General features: G+C 67.8%; 10 protein-coding genes. 3 read left to right on the top strand and 7 right to left on the bottom strand.

Annotated elements, in window-relative coordinates; translation table 11 throughout:
• Window positions 1-9 precede the first annotated feature (9 nt).
• From mbfA to cysK, 3 genes are all read left to right on the top strand, one after another.
• On the top strand, window positions 10-993 hold the full coding sequence (gene mbfA / locus J3S89_RS16030) for an iron exporter MbfA (RefSeq protein ID WP_217929183.1): 984 nt from the start codon (window positions 10-12) through the stop codon (window positions 991-993).
• Window positions 994-1008: 15 nt separating this feature from the next.
• The gene (dut, locus tag J3S89_RS16025) at window positions 1009-1467 is read left to right on the top strand and encodes a dUTP diphosphatase (RefSeq protein WP_217928746.1); all 459 of its coding nucleotides are present in this window, start codon (window positions 1009-1011) and stop codon (window positions 1465-1467) included.
• A gap of 279 nt (window positions 1468-1746) precedes the next feature.
• Window positions 1747-2709, top strand: a complete 963-nt coding sequence (gene cysK / locus J3S89_RS16020) for a cysteine synthase A (protein ID WP_217928745.1) — start codon at window positions 1747-1749, stop codon at window positions 2707-2709.
• Window positions 2710-3167: 458 nt separating this feature from the next.
• Here cysK and J3S89_RS16015 read toward each other — a convergent pair whose 3' ends face one another.
• The 7 genes from J3S89_RS16015 to J3S89_RS15985 all read right to left on the bottom strand — a co-directional run bounded on the left by J3S89_RS16015 (window position 3168) and on the right by J3S89_RS15985 (window position 12588).
• A complete protein-coding gene (locus J3S89_RS16015; RefSeq protein ID WP_217928744.1) occupies window positions 3168-4955 on the bottom strand; it encodes an acyl-CoA dehydrogenase C-terminal domain-containing protein in 1788 nt (595 codons plus the stop codon).
• Between the two features lie 16 nt (window positions 4956-4971).
• Window positions 4972-7302, bottom strand: coding sequence for a 3-hydroxyacyl-CoA dehydrogenase/enoyl-CoA hydratase family protein (locus J3S89_RS16010; protein WP_217928743.1), 2331 nt, complete (start codon window positions 7300-7302; stop codon window positions 4972-4974).
• Window positions 7302-8441 carry a thiolase family protein gene (locus J3S89_RS16005; RefSeq protein ID WP_217928742.1) on the bottom strand — a complete coding sequence of 380 codons (1140 nt, stop codon included), beginning with the start codon at window positions 8439-8441 and terminating at the stop codon, window positions 7302-7304. Before J3S89_RS16005 ends, J3S89_RS16010 begins: the two co-directional genes overlap by 1 nt.
• Window positions 8442-8529: 88 nt before the next feature.
• Entirely contained in the window at window positions 8530-8925 is a 396-nt protein-coding gene (locus tag J3S89_RS16000) for a MerR family transcriptional regulator (RefSeq protein WP_217928741.1), read from the bottom strand.
• Window positions 8926-9173: 248 nt separating this feature from the next.
• Complete coding sequence (locus J3S89_RS15995) at window positions 9174-10868, bottom strand: long-chain-fatty-acid--CoA ligase (protein WP_230489195.1); 1695 nt, start codon at window positions 10866-10868, stop codon at window positions 9174-9176.
• Window positions 10869-10882: 14 nt separating this feature from the next.
• Complete coding sequence (locus J3S89_RS15990; RefSeq protein ID WP_217928740.1) at window positions 10883-12103, bottom strand: OmpP1/FadL family transporter; 1221 nt, start codon at window positions 12101-12103, stop codon at window positions 10883-10885.
• Window positions 12104-12285: 182 nt separating this feature from the next.
• Complete coding sequence (locus tag J3S89_RS15985; protein ID WP_217928739.1) at window positions 12286-12588, bottom strand: SCP2 sterol-binding domain-containing protein; 303 nt, start codon at window positions 12586-12588, stop codon at window positions 12286-12288.
• Window positions 12589-12734 lie beyond the last annotated feature (146 nt).

Here is a 12734-nt window from a genome sequence, read left to right as displayed (position 1 = left end):
AGGACGGACATCTCCATGGCGATCTTCGGCTTCGGCAAGCGAGCCTTCTCCGACCTCGACGAACGCGAGATCCTCGCCCTCGCCATCTCTGCCGAGGAGGACGATTCGCGCATCTATCAGGCCTATGCGGAGATGTTGCGCGATCGCTATCCCGCCTCCGCCGCCGTCTTCGACGAGATGTCCGAGGAGGAGAACACCCATCGCCGCTGGCTGATCGATCTGCACCGCGAGAAGTTCGGCGAGCGCATCCCGCTGATTCGCCGCGAGAACGTGTCCGGCTTCTTCGACCGCCGGCCGCTGTGGCTGACCAAGCATCTCAGCCTCGAGACCATCCGCAAGGAGGCGCTGGTGATGGAGGCGACCTCGCGGCGCTTCTATCTCCAGGCCTCCAAGCGCACCCGGGACGCGGCGATCCGCAAGCTGCTCGGCGATCTCGCCGCCGCCGAGGGCGGGCATCTGTCGCTCGCCCATCGGCTCGGCCTCACCCATCTGCCGGCGGACGTGAAGGCGGAGGAGAACGAGGCGGCGCATCGGCTCTTCGTGCTGCAATACATCCAGCCCGGTCTCGTCGGGCTGATGGACGGCTCGGTCTCGACGCTGGCGCCGCTCTTCGCCGCCGCCTTCGCCACCCACGACACTTGGCAGACCTTCCTGGTCGGCATCGCCGCCTCGATCGGCGCCGGCATCTCGATGGGTTTCGCCGAGGCGCTCTCCGACGACGGGGCGCTGTCGGGGCGTGGCTCGCCGTGGATTCGCGGCATCACCTCCGGCCTGATGACGATGCTCGGCGGCCTCGGCCATGCGTTGCCCTATCTGATCCCGCATTTCGGTCTGGCGACCGGCGTCGCGGCGGTGCTCGTGTTGGCGGAACTGTGGGTGATCTCCTGGATCCGCTGGAAATACATGGACACGCCGTTCCTGCGCGCGGCATTCCAGATCGTCGTCGGCGGCGTGTTGGTGTTCCTCACCGGCATCCTGATCGGCAGCGCGTGAGGAGAGGACGAGGCGATGACGCGGACGATCGAAATCGGGGTGAAGCGGCTGGCCCATGCCGAGGGTCTCGCGCTGCCGGCCTATCAGAGCGAGGACGCGGCCGGGTTCGATCTCGTCGCCGCGCTCGACGAGGCCGCGCCGATCGACCTCGCGCCGGGGGCGCGGGTGCTGGTGCCGACCGGGCTCGTCTTCGAGATCCCGAGCGGATACGAGGGGCAGGTGCGGCCGCGCTCGGGGCTCGCCTTGAAACACGGCGTCACCGTCCTCAATTCGCCCGGCACGATCGACGCGGACTATCGCGGCGAGGTGAAGGTGATCCTCGCCAATCTCGGCACCGAGACCTTCCGGATCGCCCGGGGCGAGCGCATCGCTCAGTTCGTGGCGGCGCCGGTGACGCGGGCACGTCTCGTCGTGGTCGAGGCGGTCGGCGAGACGGCGCGCGGCGACGGAGGGTTCGGCTCGACCGGGGTCTGATACTCGTCTCGGCCTGCCCTCGCTCACGACGTGTCGAACGAGTCGACACCTCCCGAGTTCGGCCCGAGCCGGCGGACGTTGGAACGAGGTTGCGCCGGCAGTCGGGTCCGGCCGGGGCGGCGACGGTCCCTTTGCTCGTTTCACGGTATTCTTGGCAATCTTTTTCCAAACATCAGCGAAAGCCGATCGACGCGCACCTCGTTCGCCGCGACCGGGTTCGCTACAGTCGTCGGCAATCGGGGCCGAAGGCCCCGTCCCTTTGCGACGAGAGAGTGTCCCATGAGCGCGACGAAGACCCCCGGCCGTGGCCGCATCTACGGCTCCATCACCGAGACGATCGGCGACACGCCCCTCGTCCGGCTCGACAAGCTCGCCGGCGCCCACGGGGTGAAGGCGACGATCCTCGCCAAGCTCGAGTTCTTCAACCCGCTCGCCTCGGTCAAGGACCGTATCGGCGTGGCGCTGATCGACGCGCTCGAGGCCGAGGGCAGGATCACCGCCGGCACCACGCTGATCGAGCCGACCTCGGGCAACACCGGCATCGCGCTCGCCTTCGTGGCGGCGGCGCGCGGCTATCGGCTGATCCTGGTGATGCCGGAGACCATGTCGATCGAGCGGCGCAAGCTCCTCAAGTTCCTCGGCGCCGAACTGGTGCTGACGGAAGGGCCGAAGGGCATGAAGGGCGCCGTCGCCAAGGCCGAGGAGCTGGCGAAGGAGATCCCCGGCGCGATCATCCCGCAGCAGTTCGAGAACCCGGCCAATCCGGCGATCCACCGCGTCACCACGGCGGAAGAGATCTGGAACGACACCGCCGGCGGCGTCGACATTCTCGTCTCCGGCATCGGCACCGGCGGCACCATCACCGGCGTCGGTCAGGTGTTGAAGGCCAAGAAGCCGGGGGTGAAGGTCATCGCGGTCGAACCCTCGGCGTCGCCGGTTCTCTCCGGCGGCGCGCCTGGTCCGCACAAGATCCAGGGCATCGGCGCCGGCTTCGTGCCGGGCGTGCTCGACACCACGGTCTACGACGAGATCGTCACGGTTTCGAACGAGGACGCGGTCTCGACCTCGCGCGAGGTGGCGCGGCTCGAGGGCGTGCCGGTCGGCATCTCCTCCGGCGCGGCGTTGAAGGCGGCGATCGCGGTCGGCTCGCGCCCGGAGAACGCCGGCAAGACGATCGTGGTGATCATCCCCTCCTTCGCCGAGCGCTATCTCTCGACGGTTCTGTTCGAAGGGCTGGAGTGAGATCGGACGGGAGGAGGTCTCGCCGCGTCCCTCTCCGTTCGGCTTCACCCTGAGGCGCCCGGCCGAAGGTCGGGCCTCGTGAGGCGCGAAGCCACGACGGGAGGTGCCTCTCGGCCCTTCATGCTTCGAGGCTCGCTCGCGCTCGCGCCTCAGCATGAAGGTCCTCCGCAACAGGCCGAACGGGTCGGAGCTTTCCGAGTTCCTTCCGACCCCCCGTCACTTCGCGGAACGAAGAGCGAAACGGCCGCGGAGCGATCCGCGGCCGTCTTCGTCTCCCGAGTGGTGCACGGCTCGCCCCGACCGCGGCCGTCGTCCGGGCCGGAGACGCCCGTGTCGCGTGAGAGCGCGGTCGATGAGGACGGCGCGGCATGGATCCCCGGGTCGAGCCCGGGGGTGACGGGAGAGGGAGGACGAGGCGTCGGAACGCCTCGTCCCTCGTGCTCGTTTTCGACGAGGCCTCAGAAGGCCTCGTCGGGGAAGGCCATCATCGACTTGCCGCCGGCCATGACCATCGAGAAGCGGGCGCTGGTCTCGGGCAGAAGACGCTCCATGAAGAAGCGCGCGGTGGCGATCTTGCCCTGGTGGAAGGCGTCGTCCTCACCGGCGGCGATCTTGGCCTGCGCCACCTCGGCCATCCGGCACCAGAGATAGGCGAGCGCGGTCAGACCGAAGAGCCGCAGGTAGTCGACCGAGGCCGCGCCGGCCTCGTCGGGCTTCGCCATGCCGACGCGGGCGACCTGGGCGGTCGCCTGCTGGAGGCGGACGAAGGCCTTGGCGAGCGGCTGGACGAACTCGCCCATCACCTCGTCCTCGACCTTGGCGGCGACGTATTCGGAGACCGGGTGGAAGAAGCGGCGCAGCAGACGCCCCGCCCCGTCCGGCATCTTGCGGCCGACGAGATCGAGCGACTGGATGCCGTTGGTGCCCTCGTAGATCTGAGCGATGCGTGCGTCACGCACGTATTGCTCCTGGCCGTGCTCGCGGATGTAGCCGTGGCCGCCGAAGACCTGGACGCCGAGATTGGCCACTTCCGAGCCGAGATCGGTCATCAGCGCCTTGACGATCGGGGTGAGCAGCGAGACCAGATCGTCGGCCTCCTTGCGGGTCTCGGCGTCGGGGTGCTTCTTGGCGACGTCGAGCGACTTCGCCACCCAAACCGCCAGCGCCCGGCACCCCTCGACATAGGCCTTCTGCGTCAGCAGCATGCGGCGCACGTCGGGGTGGACGATGATCGGATCGGCGGCCTTGTCGGGCGCCTTGGTGCCGGAGAGCGAGCGCATCTGGATGCGCTCCTTGGCGTAGATCACCGCGTTCTGGCGCGAGGCCTCACCGAGGCCGAGGCCCTGGACGCCGACCGCGAGGCGCTCGGTGTTCATCATGGCGAACATCGCGCGCAGGCCCTTGTGGGGCTCGCCGATCAGCCAGCCCTTGGCGCCGTCGAAGTTCATCACGCAGGTGGCCGAGGCCTTGATGCCCATCTTGTGCTCGATCGAGCCGCAGGCGACCGCGTTGCGGGCGCCGATCGAGCCGTCGTCGCCGACGAAGAACTTCGGCACCAGGAACAGCGAGATGCCCTTCACCCCCTTGGGGCCGCCGGGGATCTTGGCGAGCACCAGATGGAGGATGTTCTCGGTCAGATCGTGCTCGCCGGCGGAGATGAAGATCTTGGTGCCGGTGACGGCGTAGGAGCCGTCCTCCTGCGGGATCGCGGCGGTGCGCAGCAGGCCGAGGTCGGTGCCGCAATGGGGCTCGGTCAGGCACATGGTGCCGGACCAGGTACCGTCGACGAGCTTCGGCAGATACTTCTCCTTGAGCGCGTCCGAGCCGTGGCTCGACAGCGACACGTAGGCGCCGTGGCTGAGGCCGGGATACATGCCGAAGGAGAGGTTGGCCGAGCAGATCATCTCCTCGACCAGGGTGTTGACCACCGCCGGCAGGCCCTGGCCGCCATAGGCCGGGTCGCAGGCGATCGAGGTCCAACCGCCGTCGCGGAAGAGATCATAGGCTTCCTTGAAGCCCTTCGGGGTGCGCACGACACCGTTCTCGAAGGTGCAGCCCTCCTCGTCGCCGGAGCGATTGATCGGGTGGAGCACCTCCTCGCAGAGCTTGGCGGCCTCGTCGAGGACGGGGTCGATCAGATCGCGCGAGAAGTCCTCGTAGCCCGGCAGCGACGTCAGATCGTCGCCGTCGAAGAGGTCGTAGAGGCAGAAGCGCATGTCGCGCAGAGGGGCCTGATAGCTGGGCATGGGTCTCTCCCGCCGATCAATTGCGCAGGGGCTTGCCGGTCATGAGCATGTGCTCGATGCGGGCCAGCGTGCCGGGGGTCTTCACGAGACCCATGAAGGCCTCGCGCTCGAGATCGTAGAGGTCGTCCTCGGTGAGCTCGATCAGCATGTCGGTGTCGGCGCCGGTCAGCACCTTCGCGACGGCGGCGGAGACCACGCGATCGTAGTCGGTCGCCTTGCCCTGACGCCAGAAGCCGTCGACGGCCATGGCGAGCGCGGCGGCGGCCGAGCGGCCGGCGAGACGGAAGACCGGCGGCTCCGGCGGCTGGTAGCCCTCCACCATCGACAGGGCCTTGGCCTTGGCGTCGGCGAGGAGCCGGTAGCGGTTCATGGTGATGCCGTCGGCCGGCCGCAGGATCAGCATCTCCCTGGCCTCGGCCGCGGATTTCGCCACCTTGGCGGTGGAGATCATCTCGAAGACCTGGGCGAGGAGCGGCATCGGTCCCTTGGGCAGCTTCGGCATCTTCGCCCAACGCGCCAGCATCTCCTTGCAGCCGCCCCAGCCGGGCAGCAGGCCGACGCCGACCTCGACGAGGCCGGTGTAGGTCTCGGCATGGGCCTGGATGGCGTCGGAGTGGAGCAGGATCTCGCAGCCCCCGCCGAGCGCCATGCCCGAGGGCGCGGCGACGACCGGGAACGGCGCGTATTTCAGCGCCTTGTAGGTCTGCTGACCGGAGGCGATGAGGTTCTCGATCTCGGGCCAGGCCGCGATGTTGGCCGCGAAGAGGGCGAGGCCGAGATTGGCGCCGACCGAGAATTGGGAGCCCTCGTTGTAGATGACCAGCGCCTTGAAGTCCCTCTTCACCTTGGCGATGGACTTCTGGAGGAGGGCGATGATGTCGGGGTCGAGGGAGTTCATCTTGGAGGTGAACTCGAAGCAGGCGACGCCGTCGCCGACGTCCCAGAGCGCGGCGGAGCCGTTCTTCAGGACCGGCTGCGAGGCGAGCTTGACGTCCTCGAGCATGAGCACGCCCTCGGGGCGGGTCATGACGTTGTGACGGCCGTCGAGTTCGAGCGCTTCGCGCTTGCCGTCGACGATCTGGTAGAAGGGCTTGCCGGCGGCGGTCCGCAGGATCGGCGCGACCGGCAGGCCCGAGGCCTCGAGCCGGCGAACGAATTCGGCCGTGCCGATCTGATCGATCAGCTCGAACGGACCCTTCTTCCAGTTGTAGCCGAGGCGCATGGCCTCGTCGAAGGACTCGATCTCGTCGGCCGCGTCGCCGACCAGCAGGGCGGCGTAGCAGAGGGTGCGGCCCATCACGGCCCAGGCGTAGCGGCCGGCCTCGCTGTCGTGATCGAACAGCTTGGCGAGCGACCGGCTGCCGACCTTGACCGCCTCGACGTCGGCCTTCTTGGTGACGCGATAGTCGCCGGTGGCGAGATCGATCGTCTCCTTGCGCTTCCCCTTCTCGCGGTTGACGCGGTAGAAGCCGCCCTTGCCCTTACGGCCGGTGAAGCCCTCGGCGATCATCTTCGGGACGAGGGGAACCGGGCGGTTCATCTCGTGGAACATGTCGCCTTCGGGAAGCGCCGCGGCGAGGCTGGCGTTGACGTGCGGCATCAGGTCGAGACCGACCAGATCGAACAGGCCGAAGACGCCGGTCTTGGGGATCCCGAAGGGACGGCCGATGATCTGATCGACGTCCTCGACGTCCATCTTGCGCTCGAAGGCCTCGACCACCGCAGCCTGCATCCACATGACGCCGAGCCGGTTGGCGATGAAGCCGGGGCGGTCCTTGCAGGCGACCACCGACTTGCCGAGCTTGACGTCGGCGAAGCGGGAGACGTCGGCGATGGCGTCGGCGCGGGTCGCCTCGCCCTTCACCACTTCCAACAGGCGCATGTAGCGCGGCGGGTTGAAGAAGTGGGTGATGCAGAAGTCCTGCGCGAAGCGGGCCGGCAGACCGCCCGTCAGCGTGGCGAGCGGGATCGTCGAGGTGTTCGACGAGACGATCGAGCCGTCCTTGCGGACCGCCTCGATCTTCGCATAGAGCCCCTGCTTCAGGTCGAGCCGCTCGACGATCGCCTCGACGATCCAGTCGCAATCGGCGAGGAGAGCGAGATCGTCCTCGATGTTGCCCGGGGTCACCAGCTTGGCGGCGGCCTTGGACATGAAGGCGGCGGGTTCCGTCTTCAGCATCTTCTCGATCGCGCCCTTGGCGACGGCGGAACGATCGCCGCCCTCCTTCAGGTCGCGCGGCACGATGTCGAGCAGCACCACGGGGGTGCCGGAGTTGGCGACCTGGGCGGCGATGCCCGCCCCCATGACGCCGGCGCCGATCACGGCGACCTTGGCGATGTCGACCATCACAGCGCCTCCAGGATGGTGGCGATGCCCTGGCCGCCGCCGATGCACTGGGTGGCGAGGCCGAGCTTCCTGCCCTCGCGCTTCATCAGCGAGGCGGTCTTGCCGACGATGCGGGCGCCGGTCGCGCCGAGCGGATGGCCGAGGGCGATGGCGCCGCCGTCGAGATTGATCTTCTCCGGATCGAGGCCGAGATCGCGGATGCAGGCGAGCGCCTGGGCGGCGAAGGCCTCGTTCAGCTCGACCACGTCGATCGACTTGACGTCGATGCCGGCGCGCGCGGCCGCCTTCAGCGAGGCGCCGACCGGGCCGATGCCCATGATCTCGGGATCACAGCCGGAGACGGCGATCGACTTGATCGCGGCGAGCGGCTCGAGGCCGTTCTTCTCGGCGTAGTCGAGCGAGCAGACGATCGTCGCCGAGGCGCCGTCGGTCAGCGGCGAGGAGGTGCCGGCGGTGACGACGCCGTCGACCTTGAAGGCGGGCTTGAGGCCGGCGAGGGTCTCGAGCGTGGTCTCCGGACGGATGCAACCGTCGACCGAGATCACCTTGCCCTTCTTGTCGGTGATCGGGACGATCTCCGCCTCGAGCCTGCCGTCGGCACGCGCGGCGGCGGCCTTGGCGTGCGAGGCGACCGCGAAGGCCTCCTGTTCGGCGCGCGAGATGCCCCAGCGGGCGGCGACGTTCTCGGCGGTGTCGCCCATACCGATGTAGGCGCCCGGCATCTCCACGGCGAAGTCGGGATCCGGCAGCACGTTGTAGCCCATCATCGGCACCCGGCTCATCGACTCGATGCCGGCGCAGACGAAGACCTCACCGGCGCCCATCTGGATGGCGCCGGCGGCGGAATGGATCGCCTGCATCGACGAGCCGCAGAAGCGGTTGATGGTCTGGCCGGCGACCGACTTCGGCAGGCCCGCCATGAGCGCGACCAGACGGGCCATGTTGAGGCCCTGTTCGCCCTCGGGGAAGGCGCAGCCGAGCAGGAGATCCTCGAGATCGTCGACCTTCACGCCGGTGCGGGCGACCAGGGCCGCGACCGTCTGAGCGGCGAGGCGGTCGGGGCGAACGAAGGCCAGTTCACCCTTCTTGGCGAGAGTGAAGGGCGAGCGGGCGTAGCCCGCGACGACGACTGTCTTCATCGACGTGTCTCCTGGAGAAGGCTCTGAACGAGAGAGGGACGGCGGGAGACGGACGTCGAGCGGGGGCGGCGCGGCGAACGCCCTCCCGTCACGCCGTCTCGGCCGAAAGGCCGCGGCTGGAGAGGGTCTCGAGACTGACGCGCTCGATGTCCCTCAGTTCCTGGAGCGTGGTCTTGACCGCCTGGAGCTGGCCTTCCAACTGGGTGATGCGCTCGCGCGCCTTCTTCACCAGATGTTGGAGCTGCTCCGACTGGGTCGTGTCGACCACGTAGAGATCCAGGTATTCCTTGATGTCGCGCAGCGAGAAGCCGAGCTGCTTGCCGCGCAGAATCAGAATCATCCGCGCCCGATCGCGATGGGTGTAGACGCGGGTGTTGCCGGCGCGCTGCGGCGAGATCAGCCCCTGATCCTCGTAGAAGCGGATGGTGCGCGGCGTCACGCCGAGATCGCGGGCCAGTTCCGTGACCGAGAAGATCTTTTCCATGGACCGAGGGCTCCGCGAGCTGCAAGCGACGACATCGAGGGCTGATTATTGCCCTATACGTCACTTTCATGTCACGCGAAATCGTCATGAAGCGTCTCGAGCCTTTCGGAGCCTGTGGACCATCGACGCGCCCCGACCGTCACGGACGGACAGGAGCGGGCGGGGCGACGGAGGCTCTCCCCCGTCGTCGTCGCGCGGCACGGGACCGCGCCGGCAGGGGTCGAGGCCGGCACCCGGCCCCGACGGGATCAGCCGCGATCGGAGAGATCGACGGTGTCGATGGTGTCGCGGGCGATCAGCTCGGCGATCAGTTCCTTCTTCGACAGTTTGCCGACCATGGTCTTGGGCAGGGCGTCGCGGATCTCGATCGCCTTGGGCATCTCGATCTTGGAGACCCATCCGGCCATGTGCGCCATCAGATCGGCGGCGGTCGCGCTGCGGCCCTCGCGCAGTTTGACGAAGGCCATCGGCGCCTGCCCACGGTATTGGTCGGAGACGCCGATGACGGTGGCCTCCTCGACGTCCGGGTGCTGATAGAGCGCTTCCTCGAGAACGCGCGGATAGACGTTGTAGCCGCCGCAGATGATGATGTCCTTGAGGCGGTCGACCAGGAAGATGTAGCCGTCGGCATCGCGATGGCCGACGTCGCCGGTCCTGAGCCAGCCGTCGTGGAACTGATCGGCGGTGGCCTCGGGCCGACCCCAATAGCCGAGCATCACCTGGGGACCCTTGACACAGATCTCGCCCTTCTCGCCCCCGGGCACCTCGGCCTCGGAGGAGACGGGGGTGCGGATCGAGACCGTCGTCTCGGGCAGGACCAGACCGATCGAACCGGGCTTGTCGAGACCCTCGACCGGGTTGCAGGTGACGACCGGCGAGGCCTCCGACAGGCCGTAGCCCTCGAGCAGACGGCAGCCGGTCAGGCTCTCGAAACGGGTGCGGACGTCGGCGGGCAGCGGCGCGCCGCCGGAGATGCAGCACTGGATCGAGGTGAGATCGTGCTTTCCTTCCGACGCGGCGCGATTGATCGCGGTGTAGATGGTGGGCACGCCGGGGAAGATGGTCGGCCGCTTCTTCTCGATGACGTCCATCACCTGGGCGAGATCGAAGCGCGGCAGCAGGATCAGCTCGGCGCCGAGGGTGAGGCCGAAGTTCATCACCACGGTCATGGCGAAGACGTGGAAGAGGGGCAACACGCCCAGCATCTTCGGCGCGCCGGTCAGGAAGCCGCCGGGCACCCAGGCGGCGATCTGCTGCGCGTTGGCGGTCAGATTGGCGTGGGTCAGCATCGCGCCCTTGGGCACGCCGGTGGTGCCGCCGGTATATTGCAGCACCGCCACCGTGGTCTTCGGATCGAAGGGGGCGAGCGCCACCGGCTCCTTCTTCGCGACGAGATCGGCGAAGGGCACGTGGGCGCGGTCGCGCGGGATGCGGGCGACGTCCCGGCGCTTGGCGATGGGGAAGAGAAGGTTCTTCGGGAAGGGTAGGATCTTCGCCATCGGGCAGACGACGATGGTGGCGAGATCGGTCTTGGCGAGGAGGGCGGCGACCTTGGGATAGATCGCCTCCAGATCCATCGTCACCATGATCGAGGTGCCGCTGTCCTTGACCTGATGGACCAGCTCACGTTCGACGTAGAGCGGGTTGTAGTTGACGACGATGCCGCCGGCCTTCAGCACCGCGAAGTAGCAGATCACCGAATAGGGCGTGTTGGGCAGGCACAGGCCGACGCGCGTGCCCGCCACCACGCCGAGACGCCGGAACCCGGCCGCGGCGCGCTCGACCTGATCGCCGATCTCGGCGTAGGTCCATTTCGCGCCGAGGAAGTCGACGCAGGGGCGGTCCGGCCAGCGGGCCACCGCGTCGTCGAGGAGGGCCGTCAGAGGGCGAGGAGAGATCGCCCCCGGAACAGTCGATCCGCCGAGGTTTCCGGTCGTGCTCACGATGCTCACTCGCCTCAGAACTTGTAGACGAAGCTGGTGGACACGATGTCGACCGAGGCCTTGTAGTTGCCCACGAGGCCGTCACCCAGCGTCGAGACGGCGTCCGAGGTCGGCGCGAAGAGATGCGCGTAGGCGAGGTTCAAACGCACGTTCTCGTTCACGTCCCACGTGTAGCCGGTCGAGAGCCAATAGCGATCGGCATCGGGAACGCGCACGCCGCGATGCTGGGCATCCTCGATCGCGCCCATGTCGTAGGCCGCGCCGAAGTGGAGGGTGTGACCCTTCGACCAGACGTAGTCGGCGCCGAGCGAGAAGAACCAGGTGTCGCGCCAGGAGAAGTCCTGCCTGGCGACCGGGGCACCGGCGGAGGTGTAGACGTCGAGGCTCTTCAGCACCGACCACTGCGTCCACTGGGCGTCCGCCATCACCGACCACTTGTCGTCGATCCGATGGAAGAAGCTGAAGGTCGCGGTGCCCGGCAGGGTCAGATCGGCGTTGATGTCGGCGAGCTTGAAGCCGCCGAGGCTCAGCGAGGTCATCTCGCCGTCGAGCCCGTTGCGGATGTTCGAGCGATAGGCGATGCCGACGCGGGTGTCCGGCGAGAACTCCCAGAGGGCGCCGACGTTCCAGCCGAAGCCGTAGGCATCGCCCTTCAGACGAGTCAGACCGAAGGGCGTCATGGTCGCCTGCGACAGGTCGGCCTCGACCCAGGAGCCGGTGATGCCGGCGCCGATCGACAGGTTCTGATTGATCCGATAGGCGACGTTCGGGTTCACCTGGATGTTGGTGATGGCGCTGGCGACGCCCTGGAAGCGGCCGGCCCAGTTCGCCGGATAGGACGTGCGCAGACCGAAGGGCGACACCACGGCGATGCCGAACTTCAGGTCCTTGGAATAGTCGAACATGGCGAAGGTCGAACCGACCGCCGCGTCGTCGATGGCGTCGCCGCCGGGGCCGCCGCCGACGAGGCTCGAACCGGAGAACCGAGCCTGCGGCGCGATCCAGGTGAGCGAACCGGCAATCTGGTGGCCGTGGAGCATGGTCATGCCGGCCGGGTTGTACCAGATCGTCGCCGGGCTGTCGGCGCGCGCGGCCGAACCGGCGAAGGAGTTGCCGAGATATTCGGAGCTCTGCTCGCGCAGCATGAACCCGGCGGCGGACGCCTCGCCGGTCACACCCACCAGAGCCAGACCCATCGCCCCCGCGACGGCAAATTCGATCTTCGTCGACTTCATCGTTCCCCCCGAGCCCACGGCTCACTCGTCTGTCGTGCTGCGCCCCGGAACGCCCCGGTTTTCCCGAGGTTCGAACGTCGCCGGATCGTCATCGAAAATTAACGGGCCGACCCGATCACGTCAACCGGACCCAGGTGACGTAATCGTCATGCACGGCACCGTCCACGGGCCTTCGCCCTTCGTCAGGCGATGGCCCCCACCAGCTTCATCGCGATGCCGAGCGAGCCGGCCACCCGGATCTTGCCGAGGGTGTAGCCGAGCATCGGGTCGAGCTTGCCGTCGAGCAGCTTCAGGAGGTTTTCCTTGGTGATGGTGATGGTACAGTCGGCCGGCTCGTCGTTGTCGAGCTCGAGACGCGCCGTTCCACCGCGCGCATCGAGCGTCGGGCGACCGTCCTTGCCGAGATCGAAACGCACCAGGGCGCCGAGGCGCGACAGGGCCGGCAGGGATCCACGCAGGCGGTCTTCCACGATTTCATCGAGCACGACAGAGCTCCTCCCGAGAGCGGCATCCGTTTCGAGCACAGTCTTTCATAGGCTTCCGAATACGTCAACATCATACCTAATAGGTTCATATCGAACGAAGGTCGGGGGGTGTCCGCGACGCGCGCGGCGGGGCTCGCGGCGGACGC

It is taken from the genome of Pinisolibacter aquiterrae (genome assembly GCF_019160155.1).
Taxonomy (GTDB): domain Bacteria; phylum Pseudomonadota; class Alphaproteobacteria; order Rhizobiales; family Ancalomicrobiaceae; genus Pinisolibacter; species Pinisolibacter aquiterrae.
This window is presented reverse-complemented; position numbering and strand designations above follow the sequence as displayed.